16 protein-coding genes are annotated in these 18,204 nt (G+C 58.3%); 11 read left to right on the top strand and 5 right to left on the bottom strand.

The features are described from left to right. The first annotated feature begins 13 nt into the window (after positions 1-13). Genes CK911_RS10895 through CK911_RS10885 form a run of 3 tightly spaced genes read left to right on the top strand, consistent with a single transcriptional unit; the run spans position 14 to position 4,534 of the window. Positions 14-2,902, top strand: a complete 2,889-nt coding sequence (locus CK911_RS10895; protein ID WP_098969936.1) for a formate dehydrogenase subunit alpha — start codon at positions 14-16, stop codon at positions 2,900-2,902. 4 nt (positions 2,903-2,906) lie between these two features. Continuing rightward, entirely contained in the window at positions 2,907-3,566 is a 660-nt protein-coding gene (fdh3B, locus tag CK911_RS10890) for a formate dehydrogenase FDH3 subunit beta (protein WP_098969935.1), read from the top strand. Then, positions 3,563-4,534: a formate dehydrogenase subunit gamma gene (locus CK911_RS10885; protein ID WP_098969934.1), complete on the top strand. Its 972-nt coding sequence runs from the start codon at positions 3,563-3,565 to the stop codon at positions 4,532-4,534. Before fdh3B ends, CK911_RS10885 begins: the two co-directional genes overlap by 4 nt. 96 nt (positions 4,535-4,630) lie before the next feature. Here the strand turns inward: CK911_RS10885 and CK911_RS10880 are convergent, their stop codons facing one another. Beyond that, positions 4,631-5,761, bottom strand: a complete 1,131-nt coding sequence (locus CK911_RS10880; protein WP_098972606.1) for a hybrid sensor histidine kinase/response regulator — start codon at positions 5,759-5,761, stop codon at positions 4,631-4,633. Positions 5,762-5,963: 202 nt separating this feature from the next. Here CK911_RS10880 and CK911_RS10875 point away from each other — a divergent pair, with 202 nt between their 5' ends. Beyond that, the gene (locus CK911_RS10875; RefSeq protein ID WP_098969933.1) at positions 5,964-6,374 is read left to right on the top strand and encodes a DNA breaking-rejoining protein; all 411 of its coding nucleotides are present in this window, start codon (positions 5,964-5,966) and stop codon (positions 6,372-6,374) included. 96 nt (positions 6,375-6,470) lie between these two features. Here CK911_RS10875 and CK911_RS10870 read toward each other — a convergent pair whose 3' ends face one another. Continuing rightward, on the bottom strand, positions 6,471-7,235 hold the full coding sequence (locus CK911_RS10870) for an ABC transporter substrate-binding protein (protein WP_098969932.1): 765 nt from the start codon (positions 7,233-7,235) through the stop codon (positions 6,471-6,473). A 276-nt stretch (positions 7,236-7,511) separates the two neighbouring features. On the opposite strand from CK911_RS10870, the gene CK911_RS10865 reads away from it, so the two are divergent. Further along, a complete protein-coding gene (locus CK911_RS10865; RefSeq protein WP_098969931.1) occupies positions 7,512-9,227 on the top strand; it encodes an NAD-dependent malic enzyme in 1,716 nt (571 codons plus the stop codon). 86 nt (positions 9,228-9,313) lie between these two features. Here CK911_RS10865 and CK911_RS10860 read toward each other — a convergent pair whose 3' ends face one another. Both CK911_RS10860 and CK911_RS21435 read right to left on the bottom strand, forming a co-directional pair. After that, positions 9,314-9,655, bottom strand: a complete 342-nt coding sequence (locus CK911_RS10860) for an RT0821/Lpp0805 family surface protein (protein WP_098969930.1) — start codon at positions 9,653-9,655, stop codon at positions 9,314-9,316. After that, positions 9,652-10,959 carry a hypothetical protein gene (locus CK911_RS21435; protein WP_098969929.1) on the bottom strand — a complete coding sequence of 436 codons (1,308 nt, stop codon included), beginning with the start codon at positions 10,957-10,959 and terminating at the stop codon, positions 9,652-9,654. Before CK911_RS21435 ends, CK911_RS10860 begins: the two co-directional genes overlap by 4 nt. Before the next feature lie 305 nt (positions 10,960-11,264). On the opposite strand from CK911_RS21435, the gene CK911_RS10850 reads away from it, so the two are divergent. The 5 genes from CK911_RS10850 (at position 11,265) to CK911_RS10830 (ending at position 17,083) form a co-directional block, all read left to right on the top strand. Next, the gene (locus CK911_RS10850) at positions 11,265-12,503 is read left to right on the top strand and encodes a uracil-xanthine permease family protein (protein WP_172954005.1); all 1,239 of its coding nucleotides are present in this window, start codon (positions 11,265-11,267) and stop codon (positions 12,501-12,503) included. A gap of 543 nt (positions 12,504-13,046) precedes the next feature. Continuing rightward, positions 13,047-13,778: an ABC transporter substrate-binding protein gene (locus tag CK911_RS10845; protein WP_098972603.1), complete on the top strand. Its 732-nt coding sequence runs from the start codon at positions 13,047-13,049 to the stop codon at positions 13,776-13,778. A 64-nt stretch (positions 13,779-13,842) separates the two neighbouring features. Beyond that, positions 13,843-15,369 carry a methyl-accepting chemotaxis protein gene (locus CK911_RS10840; RefSeq protein ID WP_098969927.1) on the top strand — a complete coding sequence of 509 codons (1,527 nt, stop codon included), beginning with the start codon at positions 13,843-13,845 and terminating at the stop codon, positions 15,367-15,369. Between the two features lie 375 nt (positions 15,370-15,744). Further along, on the top strand, positions 15,745-16,554 hold the full coding sequence (locus tag CK911_RS10835) for a winged helix-turn-helix domain-containing protein (RefSeq protein ID WP_098969926.1): 810 nt from the start codon (positions 15,745-15,747) through the stop codon (positions 16,552-16,554). A 10-nt stretch (positions 16,555-16,564) separates the two neighbouring features. Then, a complete protein-coding gene (locus CK911_RS10830) occupies positions 16,565-17,083 on the top strand; it encodes a hypothetical protein (RefSeq protein WP_098969925.1) in 519 nt (172 codons plus the stop codon). Here the strand turns inward: CK911_RS10830 and CK911_RS10825 are convergent. Then, on the bottom strand, positions 17,073-17,495 hold the full coding sequence (locus CK911_RS10825) for a GNAT family N-acetyltransferase (protein WP_098969924.1): 423 nt from the start codon (positions 17,493-17,495) through the stop codon (positions 17,073-17,075). The genes CK911_RS10830 and CK911_RS10825 overlap by 11 nt on opposite strands. A 161-nt stretch (positions 17,496-17,656) precedes the next feature. On the opposite strand from CK911_RS10825, the gene CK911_RS10820 reads away from it, so the two are divergent. Further along, positions 17,657-18,157, top strand: a complete 501-nt coding sequence (locus CK911_RS10820) for an SRPBCC domain-containing protein (RefSeq protein WP_098969923.1) — start codon at positions 17,657-17,659, stop codon at positions 18,155-18,157. Positions 18,158-18,204: the final 47 nt, after the last annotated feature.

Below are 18,204 nucleotides of genomic sequence, written 5' to 3'. Positions count from 1 at the left end.
TGAAGGAGAATTCATGAAACTGACAAAACGTGCCGAGCAGCCCCAAGTGGGCGAGCAGGGCAGCTTACAAAGTAATGAGGCCGCTCGCGGCCAGGGGTTGACCCGTCGCGCCTTTATGGTCAACTCTGGTCTGGTGGCCGGTGGCGCCGTGGCCGCCGGTTGGCTGACTCCCGCCATGATGCAGCGGGCCGAGGCCAAAACCGTGGCTGCAGAGGTGCCGGTCGAGGTGAAGCGCACCATCTGCTCCCACTGCTCGGTGGGCTGCGGCGTTTATGCCGAGGTGCAAAACGGCGTCTGGACCGGTCAGGAGCCGGCGTTTGATCACCCCTTCAACCTCGGTGGTCACTGTGCCAAAGGGGCGGCCCTGCGCGAGCACGGCCACGGCGAGCGTCGCCTCAAGTACCCGATGAAACTGGTGGGCGGCAAGTGGCAGCGCATCAGCTGGGATCAGGCCATCGAAGAGGTGGGTAACGAGGTGCTGCGCCTTCGCAAGGAGTCCGGTCCCGACAGCGTCTACTGGCTCGGCTCCGCCAAGCACTCCAACGAGCAGGCCTACCTGTTTCGCAAGATGGCGTCCCTGTGGGGCACTAACAACGTGGATCATCAGGCGCGGATCTGCCACTCCACCACGGTCGCTGGCGTAGCCAACACCTGGGGCTACGGCGCCATGACCAACAGCCTGAACGATATGCACAACAGCAAGTCGATCATGTTCATCGGCTCCAACCCGGCGGAGGCCCACCCGGTCGCCATGCAGCACATCCTGCTGGCGAAAGAGCGCAACGGCTGCAAGATTTTGGTGGTCGACCCGCGTCGCACCCGTACCGCCGCCAAGGCGGACATGTACCTCTCCCTGCGCCCGGGCACCGACGTCGCCTTTATCTGGGGCATGCTCTGGCACATCTTCAAGAACGGCTGGGAAGACAAGGAGTTTATCCGCACCCGCGTCTACGGCATGGACGAGGTGCAAAAAGAGGTGGCACGCTGGACCCCGGCGGAAGTGGAGCGGGTGACCGGTCTTAACGAACAGCAAGTGCACGATGCCGCCAAGCTGCTGGCCGACAACCGCCCCGGCTGCGTGGTCTGGTGCATGGGCGGTACCCAGCACACCACCGGCAACAACAACACCCGCGCTTATTGCATCCTCGAACTGGCCCTCGGCAACGTGGGCAAGAGCGGAGCGGGCACCAACATCTTCCGCGGTCACGACAACGTGCAGGGCGCCACCGACTTTGGCGTCACCTCCGACTCCCTGCCCGGCTACTACGGGCTGGAAGAGGGCTCCTGGAAGCACTGGGCCCGGGTGTGGGACGTGGATTACGAGTGGATCAAGGCCCGTTTCGACAACAAGGCCTACAACGGCAAGCTGCCGATGAACAACAACGGCATCCCGGTCTCCCGCTGGGTGGATGGTGTGTTGGAGAACGCCGATCTGATCGAGCAGGGCTCCAACATCCGCGCCATGTTCTACTGGGGCCATGCGGTCAACTCCCAGACTCGCGGCCCCGAGATGAAGAAGGCGATGCAAAAGCTCGACATGATGGTGATTGTCGACCCGTATCCTACCGTTGCTTCGGTGATGAACGATCGCACCGACGGCGTCTACCTGCTGCCAGCCACCACCCAGTTCGAGACCTATGGTTCCGTCACCGCCACCAACCGCTCCATGCAGTGGCGCGACAAGGTGATCGAGCCGCTGTTCGAATCCAAGGTTGACCACGAGATCATGTATCTCATGAGCAAGAAGCTTGGTTTTGCCGATCAACTGTTCAAGCACATCAAGGTAGAGAGCAACCAGCCACTGCTGGAAGACATCACCCGCGAATACAACCGTGGCATGTGGAGCGTGGGCTACACCGGTCAGAGCCCGGAGCGGCTCAAGGCGCACCAGCAGAACTGGCACACCTTCCACAAGACCAACCTCAAGGCCGAGGGGGGCCCGGTTAGCGGCGAGATCTATGGTCTGCCGTGGCCCTGCTGGGGCACCCCGGAGATGAAGCACCCCGGCAGCCACATCCTCTACGACACCAGCATTCCGGTCTCGCAAGGGGGCGGCGGTTTCCGCGCCCGCTTCGGCATCGAGTATCAGGGGGTCTCGCTGCTCGCCGAAGACTCCTGGCCGAAGGGAAGTGAAGTAGAAGACGGCTATCCCGAGATCACTGCCGATCTGATGAAGCAGCTCGGCTGGTGGGATGAGCTGACCGAGGCCGAGAAGAAGGAGGCCGAGGGCAAGAACTGGAAGACCGACCTCTCCGGCGGCATCCAGCGGGTGGCCATCAAGCACGGCTTCGTCCCCTACGGCAACGCCAAGGCGCGCTGCGTGGTGTGGACCTTCCCGGATCAGGTGCCCAAGCACCGCGAGCCGCTCTACACCCCGCGCCGGGATCTGCTGGCCGACTACGCCACCTGGCCTGATTCGAAGAGCCTGTGGCGCCTGCCGACCCAGTACGCCTCGGTGCAGGAGAAGGACGTCAGCAAGGAGTTCCCGATCATCCTCACCTCCGGCCGTCTGGTGGAGTACGAGGGGGGCGGCGACGAGACCCGCTCCAACCCTTGGCTGGCTGAATTGCAGCAGGAGATGTTCGTCGAGATCAACCCGGCGGATGCCAACGACGTCGGCGTGCGCGACGGTCAGGATGTGTGGGTCGAGGGGCCGGAAGGGGGCCGGGTTAAGGTGAAGGCGCTGGTGACCCCAAGGGTTAAGCCGGGGCTCGCCTTCATGCCGTTCCACTTCGGCGGCCACTTCGAGGGCAAGGATCTGCGATCCAAATATCCGGAAGGGTCTGACCCCTATGTGCTGGGTGAGTCGGTCAACATAGTTACTACCTATGGTTATGACCCTGTCACCCAGATGCAGGAGACCAAGGTCACCCTGTGCCGTTTTCGCAAAGTAGGAGCCTGATCCCATGGCCAGAATGAAATTCATGTGTGACACCAAGCGCTGCATCGAGTGCAATGGCTGTGTGACGGCGTGCAAGAACGAGAACGACGATGCCCTCGAGTGGGGCATCCAGCGCCGCCGGGTGGTGACCCTCAACGACGGCCTGCCGGGGGAGACCTCCATCTCGGTCGCCTGCATGCACTGCACCGACGCCCCCTGCATGGCGGTCTGCCCGGCCGACTGCTTCTATCACACCGACGACGGCATAGTGCTGCACAACAAGGATCTCTGCATCGGTTGCGGCTACTGCCTGTTTGCCTGCCCCTTCGGGGCGCCCCAGTTCCCGAAAACCGCCGCCTTTGGCGATCGCGGCAAGATGGACAAGTGCACCTTCTGCGCCGGTGGCCCGGAAGAGGATCACAGCGAGGCGGAGCGCCAGAAGTACGGTGCCAACCGCATCGCCGAAGGCAAGCTGCCGATGTGTGCCGAGCTTTGCTCTACCAAGGCACTGCTGGCAGGGGATGCGCAGGTGATCTCCGACATCTTCCGTGAGCGGGTCGCCTATCGCGGCGCCCCTCATGCAGCTTGGGGAGCTGACGAACAGGCGATCTATCGCGACGCCAGCAAACCTCACGATGGCAGAGGCAAGGGGCTCAAGCTTGGCAAGCAGGAGGATGGCCAATGAGACACTGGCTGACAGCGCTGCTGACGGCCTTGCTGCTGTTCAGCGCGCCCGGCTTCGCTGATGCGCAGAAAGAGGCGGTCGGCTTTGCCGGCGCCGATTACTGGCGGGCGGTGAAGGATGGGCAGGAGGGTTACACCACCTCCCGCTCGCCGGAGCACGGGGTGCTGATCTCGGTGCCGGGCCAGCTCTGGTTCGAGGTGAAGACCAAGTGGGTGTCACCGCTCGGTGCCATCGCCATCTTCGGCTCCCTGGCCATGTGCGGCCTGATGTACTGGGCGGTGGGGCAGACCAAGCTCTCCAAACCCCGCACCGGGCGCAAGCTCAAGCGCTGGAGCAGGCTGGATCGGGCGCTGCACTGGACCACTGCGGCCATGTTTCTGACCCTTTCCGGGTCGGGGCTGGCCATCATCTACGGCAAGCACTTCATCAAGCCGGTGGTGAGCATGGGGGTGTGGGAGAACTGGATCTGGTTCGCCAAGGAGTTCCACAACTATGTGGGGCCGCTCTTCTTCCTCTGTTTGCTGGGCGTGCTCATCAAGTGGTTTCGTCACAACATAGTCAACATGGTGGACGTGCGCTGGTTCATGAAGGCGGGCGGCATGCTGGGCCCCCACAAGGGCAGCCACCCCTCGGCGGGCTTCTCCAACGGCGGCGAGAAGGCCATTTTCTGGCTGCTGATCTGGTTTGGCGGCATAGTGGTGGCGACCGGGCTGTTTCTGGACTTCCCCATCTTCGGCCAGCTGCGCCGTCAGATGGAGTGGGCCAGCTTTATCCATATCGTCGGGGCGCTGATCCTCATCTGCGGCTTTATCTTCCATATCTATATGGGCCTGTTCCAGCTGGAAGGGGCGCTGGAGGGGATGGTGACCGGCGAGGTGGACGAGACCTGGGCCAAGGAGCACCACGACCTCTGGTATGAAGAGGTGAAACACACCCTTGATGAGCCCAAGACGGGTAAATCAAGCTGACCGTCGATGGCACGGAACACATAAAGGTAAGGGGCGCTGAGGCGCCCCTTGTTGTTGTTCCATTCCCCCTGTTGTTCATCTGCTCTGCTTGGTGTGTCAGCCCGCCGGTTTGAGCGGGAGGTGGATCTCGTAGCAGAGCCCTTCACCCGCTGGGCTGGTGACATTGATCGAGCCGCGCAGGTTGTTCTCCACCAGATTGTGGATCCGACAGGCGCTCAACCCGCAGTGATTGGCGTTGCCGCGCAGGGTAGTGAAGAAGGGTTCAAACAGCCGGGGCAACTTGTCGGCGGGCATGCCGGGGCCGGAATCTTTGTAGGTGAGCAGCAGTGAGCCATCCTGCTGCCCGATATGGATGGTGAAACTGTGCTCTCCGGCGCCCTGAAAGGCGTGATCCAGACTGTTTTTGATCAGCTCCTGGATCAGATCCAGAAACAGGGATTCGGGCGCAGTTATGGTGACCTGGTTGCCGTCCAGATGGTAACTGACCTTGGCGATCTGCAGCTCGGGCAAGAAGGCCAGCAGCAGCTTCTGTACACTCTCCTGCACCGAAAAGGTATTGGCATCCAGCTCGGTCTGATCCCGGGTCAGCTCCTTGAAACGTGTGACCAGCACTGCAACCCGGCGCAGGCTGGATTCAACCAGCTCGGTGCCCTCTTTGATATCGGTGAGTTGCTGATGGAGCAGGCGTTGACCCAGCACGCCGCTTTTCACCGCGTTGGCCAGCAGGTCGCCCGCGCCCTGAATAAGGCTGGAAGCGGTAATGCCGACCCCCAGCGGGGTATTGATCTCATGGGCAATGCCAGCGGTGAGCTGGAACAGGCTTTGGTAGAGTTGCACTCTGGCCTGCTGGCGCCCCAGCTCCTTGAGGCGCAGCTGGTTTTGCACCCGGGCCAGCACTTCGAGCTGATGAAAGGGCTTGGAGACATAGTCACAGCCACCGGCCTGAAAGGCTTGCTCAAGGGCGCTGACTTCACTGTTGGCACTGATAAAGATGATGGGCAGTGCCCATTGCCCCTGTTGTTGCTGGATCCGCCGACATGCTTCGTAGCCATCCATCACCGGCATATTGATGTCCATCAGGATCAGATCGGGCGTGGCCTGTGCTGCGGCATCAACGGCCTGCTGGCCATCTGTCGCTTCGCGCACCTTATAGCCTGCCTCTTCGAGCAGGCTGCGCAGGATGTAGCGATTGGAGGCCATGTCATCGACGATCAGTATGTTGCTCATGGTGTTGCTGTTTGGCATACCGCAGTGCAGTTCCGTTGCTATGGGCCCAATCTTCAGCATAGTGGTTCATCCCCTTTATCGGTTTACAAACAAGGGAAAAGTGATTCAAACGGGTTTTTGTGCGCCAGCGGTGTATGGAAAATGTGCAATAGTAAGCAGGCGACAGTAGACGGGCATGGTTTCAATGGAGAGGAGTGTGAAGATGAACAAAGTGTTATTGGCTGCGGTATGGTCGGTCGGGTTGCTGGGCGGGATATCGGCCTGGTCTGTGCAGGCGGCTGACGAGATCAAGACCCAGCAGGTGCAGTTCAAGAAGGGGGAATCGGGGGCAACCATCAACGGCACCATTCAGGGCCGCCAGACCCTAGATTACAAGCTGACGGCCAATAAGGGCCAGAGCATGGTGGTGATCCTGACCGGCAAGCCCTATTTCAATATTCTGCCGCCAGGCAGCAAGGGGGAGGCGATCTTTATCGGCTCCACCGAAGGGAACAACTTTGAGACAACCCTGCCCGCCAAGGGCACCTACACCATTCGTGTCTACCAGATGGGGGCGGCCGAAAGCAGCAAGGCCAAGACGCCGTTCAAGCTGGAGGTGGGCATCAGCGGTTAATGCCTGCTGCTGACAAGCATCACGGCGGTGGCTGTTACAAGGGGCCACCGCTGTTGTTTTTCCCTCGCGTTTACCTCAAGACGTTCATCAAGACGATCAATAGTCGCCCCGGGCCAGTCGTTCGAAGTAAGTCTGATAGCGCCCGCTGGCGATGGCCTGCTGCAATTGCTGATTGAACTGATCCCGCAATTTGGCCGAATCCGGCATCTTGCGCGGGAACATCACGAAGCTGTCGTTACGCAGGAAAGGGGTCTGGCTGTGGGTGATGAGCGCTGCGCTGGCGGGATCAAACTGGCTCTGCAGCTCGGCCAGACCGACCCGCAGCTCTTGCGGATAGAGGTCGATCCGCCCCCGCAGCAGCTTGCCAAAATTCTGTTTCACGTCGGTGACCTTCTGCTGGGTCACCTTGCCGTCAGCCACCATCTGGTCCAGTTCTGGCCCGTAGCTGTAGGCGATATCGCCCCCCAACCGCATGCCGACGATTTGCTCAAGGCGCTCGGCCTGCAGCTGCCGTGCTTTGAGGGAGAAAAAAACAAACTGCTCCTGCAGCACCGCTTCGCTGAACAGAAAATCCTGCTCCCGCTCCGGTTTGTGCATCCAGACGGCGGTGGCATCGTAGAGCTGGCTGTTGGCCGCCAGCGAATAGACCCGGCCCCAGGGGGCGAAGTGGAACTTCACCTCATAGCCCGCCGTCTTGAACAGATCGCTGATGAGATGGGCCACCGGGCCCTGTTTTTTTGACTGTTCCGAAACAAAAGGAGGCCACTCGCCAACGATGATGTTGAGCACCCGGCCCGGTGCGGCCAGTGCCGATTGGCAGGTCAGAAACAGCCAAAGAGCAAGCAGCGGGATCAGGCGCATGGAGAGAAGAGGGGGGCGCAGGCTGGCAGAGTCGAGGGCATCAGGGTCACTCCCGGCTGTGATGCTGTGAAGGGTGGCTGGGTTGCCAGCAATGCTAACATGAGTCTCATTCCTTGCCGTGGATATTTGTCTCGCCGGGGTCGCCGGGGGCCTATTTTGGCCGCAGGGTATGCCCAAGCTCACAAAACCGATCGAATAAACGTCATATGATTGATTTCATTATGAGTCTTACTCTCCTGCCGAATGGCAACTTCACGTAAATCAAAGAGAATGACTATGGCTACCGGACAATATCTGCTGTGGAAAGATGCACAGGGACAGGATTTTCGCCCCGTTGCACTGACAGGTACCAACCTGCTGAATGATCGCAATCTCAACAAGGGCACTGCCTTCACCGAACAGGAACGTGCCGATTTCGAGCTCGATGGCTTGTTGCCGCCTCAGGTACAAACGTTTGAAGCCCAGCTCGAACGGGTTTATGAAGGGTTCAAGAGCGCGAGCAGCGACATCGAGAAGTACCAGAACCTGCGCGCCCTGCAGGATCGCAACGAAACTCTCTTCTATGCCTTGCTCTCCCGCCATGTGGAGGAGATGACTCCCTATATTTACACCCCGACCGTCGGCAAGGCGTGTCAGGAGTTCAGCCACCGTTTCCAAAAGCCGCGCGGCCTCTATATCACCGCGAAAAACGTCGAAGACATGGACTCGCTGGCCCGTCATATCGATGCCAAATCGATCCGCATCATAGTCGTGACCGACAGCCAGGGGATCTTGGGGATCGGCGATCAGGGGGTGGGCGGCATGGGGATCCCCATCGGCAAGCTCTCTCTCTATACCCTGGGGGCCGGTATTCACCCCGCCTGCTGCTTGCCCATCGCGCTGGATGTGGGCACCGACAACCAAAAACTGCTCGATGATCCCATGTATCTGGGTCAGCCCCACAAGCGCATTCGCGGCAAGGAGTACGACGACTTCATCGACAAGTTTGTCGCCGGGGTCAAGCGCCACTTCCCCAACGCCGTGCTGCAGTGGGAAGACTTCAGCAAATCCAACGCCTTCAATAATCTGGCCCGCTACCAGCAGGCGCTGCCGTCATTCAACGATGACATTCAGGGCACTGGTGCCGTGGTGCTGGCCGGTATCATAGGTGCGGTCAAGGTCAAGGGGGAAACCCTCGGCCAGCAGAACTATCTGGTCTATGGCGCCGGTGCTGGCGGGGTCGGGGTGGCGGATCAGATCTGCGCGGGAATGATCCGCGAGGGGATGGATCCGCAGGCGGCCCGCGATCGCATCTACATCTTGGATACCCAGGGGCTGGTGTGTGACAACCGGGACGGGCTCGACGAGTACAAACGTCGTTACGCCAAGCCGGGACTGCTGCTCGCGGGCTGGGATACCGAGGTGCCCGGCAAGGCCAATCTGGCCGATGTGCTGCGCCATGTGCCCATTACCGTGCTGCTGGGTACCAGCGGCTCGGGCGGCGCCTTCCAGGAAGAGCACGTCAAACTGATGCAGAAGCATTGCGAGCGCCCCATGGTGTTCCCGCTCTCCAACCCGACCGCCAACTGTGAAGCGCTACCGGAGGATATCTACCGCTGGAGTCAGGGCAAGGCCATCGTTGCCACTGGCAGTCCGTTCAAGGATGTGAGCTATGAGGGACAGGATTTCCGGGTCGGGCAGGGCAACAACGTCTTTATCTTCCCCGGTGTGGGTTTGGCGGCCATCGTCAGCCAGCTTCGCGAGTTAAGCCCCGATATCTTCACTACTGCCGCCTTTGCGCTGGCCGAATGCGTGAGCGAGGTGGACCTGGCGAAAGGCGCCGTTTATCCGCGTATTCGCGAGCTGCGCAGCATCTCGGTGCATGTGGCGACTGCGGTGCTCAAAGATATAGTGCGCCGGGATCCCTCCCATCCGCTGATCGGTCAGGATTTGCAGCAGCATATCCTCCACCACATGTGGGAGCCGGTTTACCTGCCCTATCGCCGGGTATAACCGCGGATCCCCTGCCAAAATAATGGGTTGGCACAAATGACAAGGGGGTAGCACAGCTACCCCCTTTCGTTTATCCCCGTCACGCGCTAAGTGCGCAAGGGCCGCCAGCGACCGTCCTGATTGCGACAGGCGGTATCCTGCCACTGCTGGCTGGCCTTGCCGATATAGAGTTGCTCGCGATAGTCGCGACACCACTCCCCGCTGGCATGGCGGAAGGTTCGCAGCGGCGTGACGCTGCCCGAGTGACGGTTGGCCGGATTGAACCAGGTGAGGCTCTGCCCTTTGGTGCGGGTTTCCAGCGCCTGGGCGAGGGCCTGATTGGCCAGTTGAACATCGGCCTTATCCATCTGATGGTAAAGCGGCGGAGTGTCGACCGTGGCGCAGCCAGCGAGGCCGAGCAGGAGGAGTGGTAGCAGATAGCGCATCATGGTTGCCCCTGTTGGCGAAAACCGTTGTTGAGCAGAGCACGCTCCTGCTCATCGGTAAGCACTTGCTGGCGATCATCGACCGTGCCATCGCCTCTGAGTTTGTTGCCGTTGGCATCGACGGCATCCACGCCGTTGTCATCGACCGTGCCATCGCCCCTGAGCTTGTTGCCATTGGCATCGACGGCATCCACGCCGTTATCATCGACCGTGCCATCGCCCCTGAGCTTGTTGCCGTTGGCATCGACGGCATCCACACCGTTGTCATCAATGGTGCCATCACCTCTGAGCTTGTTGCCATTGGCATCGACGGCATCCATACCGCTGTCATCAACGCCATTGCCAAACCCGCGGCCGCCATGACGCTCGCCACCGGCGTGTTGCTCACCACCACCATGCCGCTCACCGCCAGCATGCTCGCCCTGGCCGCCACTGTCATCGCTGCCTCCGCCTCCGCCGCTGTCGCTGCCACCGCCGCTGTCGCTGCCACCGCCGCTATCGCTGCCACCGCCGCTATCGCTGCCACCGCCGCTATCGCTGCCACCGCCGCTGTCGCTGCCTCCGCCGCTGTCGCTGCCTCCGCCGCTGTCGCTGCCTCCGCCGCTGTCGCTGCCTCCGCCGCTGTCGCTGCCTCCGCCGCTGTCGCTGCCTCCGCCGCTGTCGCTACCTCCGCCGCTGTCGCTACCCCCGTCACCATCTTTGTTGTGAACGATCAGCTCATTGGCGATATAGCTGTGGCTGCCATCGAGCAGCAGATTGAAGAGCGCAGTGGTTGGGGGAGCCTCGATCCAGCAGAGCGACTCAACCAGCAGTAGCTCAGGTTGGGGTTGCAGGGCCAGATTGCCCGTCACCATGCCAGGTGCCGGGCGACACACTATCTGCATGCCGGTAAATAGCGGTAGCACCGTCAGCTGCGGGTTTTCGGTTCGGGTCATGGCGGGTGAGATGGCCGCCCAGCCCCGAGTGGTCAGCAGAGGATGCTCTGCGGTAAAGAATGGGGCCAGATGGTTGATCCCGTAGAGTCTGCGTTTGCCCAGTATTACATGTTCGACAGCAAGGATCCGGTTGTTGCCGCCGTGCTGATCCAGCACCTGTTCACCGGCCCGGAGCGTCTCTATGGGGCGGATGGAACCATCGGCCATCGTGATGCGGGTGCCGGCGATAAAGCAGGACTTGGCATAAGCCTGATTCATTTGCCACTCATTGTGGGTGAAATCATAACTGAACGGGTTCGCAAACAGGGCTAGTGCGATAGCCGAGCCGATCAGCAATCTGCGCTGGTTGGCTTTGAATGGGGGCTGTGACATGGGGACTCCTTGTCCATCTTGGTTCACGGGATCCATTATAGATCGCCCTCTGATGGCGGCATTTCTGACCACAAACACAATAAACATGATGGAAAAACGATTGGCGTTCGCCACAATAATGCGTAAAATCGCATACTCGATGCTTGTAGCAACGAATCCCGCCTAAAAAGCCAGTTTCATGCCCTCCCCAAGCAGTAAAAGGTAACAGGTGATGCTTTTATGCTCACCTCGTGCCTTGAAAAAGTCTTGTGATAACTGAAAAGTGTCAAATATCCCTGTCAGTTATCAAAAAATTAAGGACATCCATGTTTTCCTTAGTCAAGCAAAGTGTCGCCGGGCTGCAAATCCTGTTTGTTGCGTTCGGCGCCATGGTTCTGGTGCCCCTGCTCACCGGATTGAACCCCTCCATGGCCCTGCTTGGCGCTGGTGTGGGAACCTTGTTGTTCCAGCTCTGCACTCGTCGCCAAGTCCCGATTTTCCTCGGTTCCAGCTTTGCCTTCATCGCCCCCATCATCTACGCCACCCAGACTTGGGGATTGCCATCCACCATGTTTGGCCTGTTTGCCGCCGGTTTCATGTATTTCATTCTGGCTGTGCTGATCCGGGTAAAAGGGATGGGTTTTGTCCATAAGTTGTTGCCGCCGGTCGTCATCGGCCCGGTGATCATGGTAATTGGCCTCTCCGTGGCGCAGGTTGCCTGCAACATGGCGATGGGGCGTGCGGGTGCCGAGCAAGTTATTCCGGCCGGTGCAGCGCTGACTCTGGCGGGGATTTCACTGGCGGTGACCCTGATTGCTGCCGTGTTCTGCAAAGGTTGGATCAAGCTCATCCCGATCCTCAGTGGTGTGGTAGTCGGCTATATCTCGGCAATATTTATGGGGCTGGTGAGCTTTGAGGGGATGGTCAATACCCCCTGGTTAGCGCTGCCTCACTTTGAAACCCCGGAGATCAACTGGGCTGCCGCCCTGTTTATGCTGCCGGTAGCCATCGCCCCGTGTATCGAGCATATCGGTGGCGTGCTGGCCATCGGTGGGGTGACGGGTCAGGATTACACCAAGAATCCGGGTCTGCACCGCACGCTGGCCGGTGACGGTATCGGTGTCTGCTTTGCCGGTTTCATCGGTGGCCCACCTGTGACCACCTATGCCGAAGTGACCGGTGCTGTGATGATTACTCGCAACTTCAACCCGGTGACCATGACCTGGGCGGCCGTATTCGCCATCATTCTGGCGTTCTTCGGCAAGTTCAATGCACTGCTCACCTCCATCCCGATGCCAGTGATGGGCGGTATCATGCTGCTGCTGTTCGGATCCATTGCTGCTATCGGCCTCAAGACGTTGGTGGAGTCCAAAGTTGATATGGGGCTGTCGCGTAACATCGCTATCGTGGGTGTGACGCTGACGGTTGGTGTGGGTGCGCTGGAGATGAAGATCGGTGACTTCGCATTGGCCGGTGTCGGTCTGGCATCAGTGGCGGCCATCCTGCTCAATCTGATCCTGCCTGCTCACTCTGAAGAGGAAGTGATGGAAGCAGCCAAGGATTAAGCCCCGGCATTACACACGCTGTTGATCTGCAGGAGGCCACCTTGGGGTGGCCTCCTTTTTGACTGAATCCTGCAGCGAAATTCCATTGCCACAACGCAGTCCGGTGATGGATTAGGGGTTTAGCCTTGTCATTTGACGTATCTGTTTTCGTGACCTTAGCTAAAGGGCAGGTATGGCTCTGATGTTGTTTTGAGCAGGATGATAAAATGGATGTTGGCGTTTTCGATCATTTTTCTTCCAAGCCGTCGCCATGTATCGATGCGCCTCTCTTTTGCCACGGCGCTGTTGCACGTCATCGGTATTATCCGTCCCCATCCAGCATTTTTTCATCTTGCTTTGGCTTGTTCCCCCTCTCTTTGACCATGAGCCTGTCTTGCCGGTTGCGCTCAATCGCGTGCTGGCGAAATCGGAATTTGTTTGCTGCTGCACATCGGGTGGGCGGCGAGCCGTGAAAGCCGGCATGACCCGTATCGGGTCAGGAGTGCACCGCCCGCCAAAAGGGGTGGGTGTTCAGGGATGAATGGCAAGCAAGGCGAGGTTGCAATGAACTATCAACAGCTGTGGAAAAGCGCAATTTTTTCAGTCTCTACCGTAATGACGATGAGTGCGGCTCAGGCCGTGCCATTGAATGTGATGACGGAGGATTATCCTCCATTCAACATGCAAGGGGAGGGGGGCAAGATTGTCGGGCTATCTACCGAAGTGGTTGAAGAGCTGTTCAAGCGCGCTGAGGTTGAATACAAACTGACGCTGATGCCCTGGAAGCGGGCTTATGAAGATACCCTCAGCACCCCCAACACGGCGCTCTATTCAACAACGCGCACGCCAGAGCGGGAAGCGCTGTTCAAGTGGGTCGGGCCGCTGGTTAATAACAACTGGGTCTTTTTCTCCAGCGCGACGGCCAATATTACGGTGACATCACTCGAAGATGCCAAGCAGTATTCGGTGGGGGGCTATAACGGTGATGCAGCTGCCGAGTATCTCAAGGCGCAGGGTTTCACCAAGTTGCAGCTGGCCGCCAATGACACCGCCAACGTGAAAAAACTGGAAGCGGGTCGCATCGACTTGTGGGCAACCGGTCAATATCTGGCCCCCTATCTGGCCACCAAGGAGAAGGTTGCCAACCCCAAGTCAGTGTTTGTGTTCAAGGAAACCCAGATGAGTTTGGCGTTTAACAAGGAGACGCCGGATGAGCTCATCACCAAGCTCAACGAGATCCTGGCCGCCATGAAGGCGGATGGCACCATCGACAAGATCAACGCCAAATACCAGTAACAGTACCAACAGCAAGTGCCAGTTTATGGCACTGCTCCGGCTGCCGTAAAACCGGGAGGAAACCATGGATTGGAAAAGTCTGACGTTCAGGATCGCCGTGTTGACCTCTCTATCGGTGAGTCTGTTGCTGGTGTTGTTTGGCGGTTACAACTACAGCGCCGCCAGGGCGGAGAGCTATAGCAAGCAGAGCGTGTTGGTCGAACAGGCCATCGGTCGGCTGCAGCTCTCCCTACCCGGCCCGCTGTGGAATTATGAATCAGCCTTCATCGAGGCATCGCTCAGATCCGAGTTGGCAGCGGATATGCTGAGCACTTTACTCGTGGTGAATAAGGAAAAGCTGGTGGCCGGCTTTACTCGTGATGCTGCGGGGACTATCGCACCGATTAGCGCCATCCCTGCCGATACGGCTGCCTACGGGGGGTATGATCTGGTCTATGACGACAGTGGTCAGAAAAACACCGTGGCCAGATTGTTGGTGCAAACCAGTGATGCTGCTATTCAGGCCCACTTGCGTCAGCAGTTGATCACGACCGTCTGGCAAATCGTGGTGCTCGATCTTTGCATCATTGTGCTGCTGATGGTACTCATTCACCGCAATGTGCTCAGGCCGCTCCATCAGATGAATCAGGCGGTGTTTGACCTGGCACGGGGAGAGGGTGATCTGACCCAGCGTCTCAAGATCCGCCGTCAGGATGAAATGGGGGCGCTGGCCACCAACATCAACCTCTTCATTGCCAAGTTGCAGGAGATGGTGGCGGAGATTAATGAGCTGTCTGCCGGGGTGCTGCAAAATGCCGAACGCTGTGATGCCCTCTCGGCAGATACTCGTGTTGGCAGTGACGCCCAGCAATCAGAGCTGGATCAGGTCGCCACCGCCATTACCGAAATGAGCCAAGCGGTGCAGGAGGTCGCGGGTAATGCGGGGAGAACTGCCACCGCGACAGATGAGGCCAATCTCTATGTGGAGCAGGGCTACAAGCTGGCGGGCCATGCCAATGAGGCCATTCATCAACTGGTGGGTGAAGTGGAACGGGTAGCTGTCTTGATGCGCTCCCTCTCGACCGAGAGCAGCAGTATTGGCACCATCATCGAAGTGATCAACGGCATTGCCGAACAGACCAACCTGCTGGCCCTCAATGCCGCCATTGAGGCGGCCAGAGCAGGGGATCAGGGCCGGGGTTTTGCGGTGGTGGCGGATGAAGTTCGTACCCTGTCAGGACGCACTCGTCAGTCAACCGAGGAGATCAGTGCCAGTATCAAGCGATTGCAACAGGCCACCCAGAATGTCGGTCTGGGCATGCAGCAAAGTCAGGAGAAAGCATCCCGTGCGGGTATCGAGGCGGCAGATGTGCAGAACTCGGTGGAGAAGATAAAAAGTCAGGTTAGCTTGATCCGCGAGATGAATATCTACATTGCCCAGGCATCGGAAGAGCAGCATTCGGTGGCAGAAGGCGTAAGCCACAGCGTCAACCGCATTGCCACACTCAATAGTGAGAGCGCAGCGCGAGTGGCACAAGTTGCTGAAGCCAGCAGCGATCTGCGTCAACTATCGACCCAGCTTGATGGTCTACTCAAGCAGTTTCGGGTTTAGTCAGTCAGCCTCGCCCCGCCGGTGCATCCCACGGGGCAGGTTCCCTTCATTGTGAGGTATACGAGCTGTCGTGAGGGACAGGGGCCGCCTGTCCGGTAATGGCACTTTTCGTCATGCTCATGCCGCTGCTTGGTCGAGATTGGCATGACCTCGATGGGTGAACATCGCAGCATCATGCTCTGCCCGATACGCAGTCCGACAGCGCTGGACGCATATTTTCATTTTCCCCGCTCATGCCTGCCTGCATCTATTGTGCCGCTGATCCCGACCCATTAGAATTTCGTTTAAATACAGAAAGTCCTGAGCCGCCATCTGGCCATATCAGACGTGGAATCCCATCTTCTTCATGATGAATGCAAATAACAGGTGGTTGGTATGACGGGGGTTGCGCCAGGCAATAACATATCAGCCTATCACTTCGGTGATTATGTCTTTGATGTCAAAAGGCGAGAGCTGATCTTCTGTGCCGACAAGGACAACTTGCAAAGTGCCAGGGTGGTGCGCTTGTCATCGGCAGAGAGCCTCATTTTCAGCTATCTGCTTGATCACCATGACGAGGTGTGCGACAAGGATCTGCTGCTAAATATCGGCTGGTTGGGCCGCCCTATCAGCCCTAACTCCTTGAACGTGGCCATCGCCAATATTCGCCGCCACTTCGCATCATCCCCTCAAACGCTGGATATCAGAAGCACCCCGAAAAAAGGGTACTCCCTGCACCTTAACTGCAAGGTGAAGAGCTATTACGGCAAGTCGGAGCCAACAAATAGTGAGCCCTTGTCCGAGCCGGTGAGCGAGCCCGAGCCTGCTGTGACTGCGCTGTCATCGTCAACGCCACCACTGTCTGACCACGAGGTCATCAAAGAGCCTGCTTCTGCTTCTGCTTCTGCAGCTCCCCGCTCCTTCGGTGAGCGTTTCCAACTCGCCTTCCTCAGCGGTATCGGGCGGCCGATGCTGGCCAAGAGCTTGATGTACGTCAATCTGCTACTGGCTGTGCTGGTGGTGTTTGCCGCCAGCTATCTCCATTTCGAGTGGCTCCATGTGCATTGCGCCGACTCGCCGACCGGCGTTGTTTGCCAGATGGAGGCCAAGAGTGACGTGCCACCAGTCAAACCGGCATCGCTGGTATTGATCTCGGGTCATAAAGTGCGCGTGCTTTCCTATAAAGAGCTCGAAAAAACGCTGTAAGGGATGTCTGATGAAACGAACGCTGAAAAATACCTTGCTGCTGTTGCCACTGCTTTTCGTGCTGCTGTTTGTGGTCGGGATGTTTATCAACAGTCTGGGCTGTCATTACGATCTGAAAATGTCGGCCAACGGGGTCAACTATCACGGGGTGTGTCGCTGGGGAAAAATTACCGTGATTGAAGAGGAGGAGGCGACCAAAGAGAAGTGGCGGGTGACCGGCTTTCAATTTACCTTCTTCAACCAGCTTGTTTACCTCATAGACAGTCGTACCCAGCTGCACGAGTCGGGTAACGATGACTCCTATCTCAATGAGTACAACCTGATCCAGTCGCAATATGCGCTGGTCAATTACGCTTGGGTGCCGTTGACCGAAAACAAGGTGGCGATCTTCCAGCGCGATCCGGTGCACGAGGTGGTGATTGCCCAGCGCGATGGCTGGTTCGATCTCTACCGCTGGTTCTTCCCCCCGGTACAGCTGGTGCCTGTTCAGCCGCAAAGCGCAGGCGCTGGGCGCCCTGCTAGTTTCTGAGCAATTTGCACCAGGGGCCGGTGACGTCACAGTGACCGGTCTCATCGCTGTTTATCCAGCCGAGGCGATGATAAAAAGCCAACGCTGCGGTATTAAGGGTCGCGACCTTGAGCGAGCCGGGTTTGGCGGTATCGGTCAACCCGTGTTCGAGCAGCGCTCGCCCAATCCCCTGGCCATGCCAGTCGCTTGCAACATATAGATGATGGACGAAGTTGTCAGGCTGCCAGATGGAAATAAATCCACAGATGTTTGCCCCATGCTCGGCTACCCAGACACGTTCGCCTTCGGTCTGCTTTGTAAAATCATCAAGCTGAAATTGAACGGGTTCGACCCAGTGAAAGGTTTGTCGCCGGATCTTTAAAAACAGCTGGGCCAGTTGGGGAATATCCTGTTCTGCCATGAGTCTTATCATGATGACCTTCCGGGTTCAGTGACTGTTAGCTGATGATATTGCACAGTGACAAGTCAACTCGATGTAAGTGACAAGGGTGTGATTAAGCTCTGTCCATTATATTTGGCATGGGGCTATACTGCCGGAAGCTCTTGTATGGATGGCTTGAGGATCGCTGATTTATGGACAATAAACAGATTGAAGGCAATATTTTTGTGCCGGCACACATAGACGATGTCTGGCATGCCTGGACGACAGAAAGCGGTCTGCGCAGTTTTCTGGCTCCCGAGTGTTTGATGGTGGCCGAACCGAATGGCCCATTCGAGATCTACTTCAGGCCCGATGCCCCGCTGGGCGAACGGGGTAGTGAAGGGTGCCGGGTCATGGCGGTGATGCCTTATGATTTACTCAGCTTTAGTTGGAATTTTCCGCCCACGTTTCCCCATATTCGCTTGCAGAAAACCCATGTCTGTCTGCACTTTGTACCTGAAGGGCAGGGGACCCGTCTGCACTTTTTGCAAACCGGCTGGGCCAATGATCCTGATTGGAATCAGGGCTTTGCCTATTTTCGGGAAGAGTGGCTGGAGATCAGCTTGCCGCGTTTGCAGTACCGTTTTACCCATGGCCCCATCGATTGGAACAATCCCCCCGATAAGTCACAATTGAAGGCGCTGGCACAGTAACTGCGGAATTGAAGATAAAAAAAACCGGCCAAAAGGCCGGTTGAAAC

The organism is Aeromonas sp. CU5 (assembly GCF_002586745.1).
Taxonomy (GTDB): Bacteria; Pseudomonadota; Gammaproteobacteria; order Enterobacterales; family Aeromonadaceae; genus Aeromonas; species Aeromonas sobria.
The sequence above is the reverse complement of the archived record's forward strand: the minus strand, read 5'-3'. Positions and strand labels throughout refer to the sequence as shown.

Coding starts and splice junctions, on each gene's coding strand:
- CK911_RS10895 (WP_098969936.1), top strand. CDS start 14: ATGAAACTGACAAAACGTGCCGAGCAGCCCCAAGTGGGCGAGCAGGGC.
- fdh3B (WP_098969935.1), top strand. CDS start 2,907: ATGGCCAGAATGAAATTCATGTGTGACACCAAGCGCTGCATCGAGTGC.
- CK911_RS10885 (WP_098969934.1), top strand. CDS start 3,563: ATGAGACACTGGCTGACAGCGCTGCTGACGGCCTTGCTGCTGTTCAGC.
- CK911_RS10880 (WP_098972606.1), bottom strand. CDS start 5,761: ATGAGCAACATACTGATCGTCGATGACATGGCCTCCAATCGCTACATC.
- CK911_RS10875 (WP_098969933.1), top strand. CDS start 5,964: ATGAACAAAGTGTTATTGGCTGCGGTATGGTCGGTCGGGTTGCTGGGC.
- CK911_RS10870 (WP_098969932.1), bottom strand. CDS start 7,235: ATGCGCCTGATCCCGCTGCTTGCTCTTTGGCTGTTTCTGACCTGCCAA.
- CK911_RS10865 (WP_098969931.1), top strand. CDS start 7,512: ATGGCTACCGGACAATATCTGCTGTGGAAAGATGCACAGGGACAGGAT.
- CK911_RS10860 (WP_098969930.1), bottom strand. CDS start 9,655: ATGATGCGCTATCTGCTACCACTCCTCCTGCTCGGCCTCGCTGGCTGC.
- CK911_RS21435 (WP_098969929.1), bottom strand. CDS start 10,959: ATGTCACAGCCCCCATTCAAAGCCAACCAGCGCAGATTGCTGATCGGC.
- CK911_RS10850 (WP_172954005.1), top strand. CDS start 11,265: ATGTTTTCCTTAGTCAAGCAAAGTGTCGCCGGGCTGCAAATCCTGTTT.
- CK911_RS10845 (WP_098972603.1), top strand. CDS start 13,047: ATGAACTATCAACAGCTGTGGAAAAGCGCAATTTTTTCAGTCTCTACC.
- CK911_RS10840 (WP_098969927.1), top strand. CDS start 13,843: ATGGATTGGAAAAGTCTGACGTTCAGGATCGCCGTGTTGACCTCTCTA.
- CK911_RS10835 (WP_098969926.1), top strand. CDS start 15,745: ATGACGGGGGTTGCGCCAGGCAATAACATATCAGCCTATCACTTCGGT.
- CK911_RS10830 (WP_098969925.1), top strand. CDS start 16,565: ATGAAACGAACGCTGAAAAATACCTTGCTGCTGTTGCCACTGCTTTTC.
- CK911_RS10825 (WP_098969924.1), bottom strand. CDS start 17,495: ATGATAAGACTCATGGCAGAACAGGATATTCCCCAACTGGCCCAGCTG.
- CK911_RS10820 (WP_098969923.1), top strand. CDS start 17,657: ATGGACAATAAACAGATTGAAGGCAATATTTTTGTGCCGGCACACATA.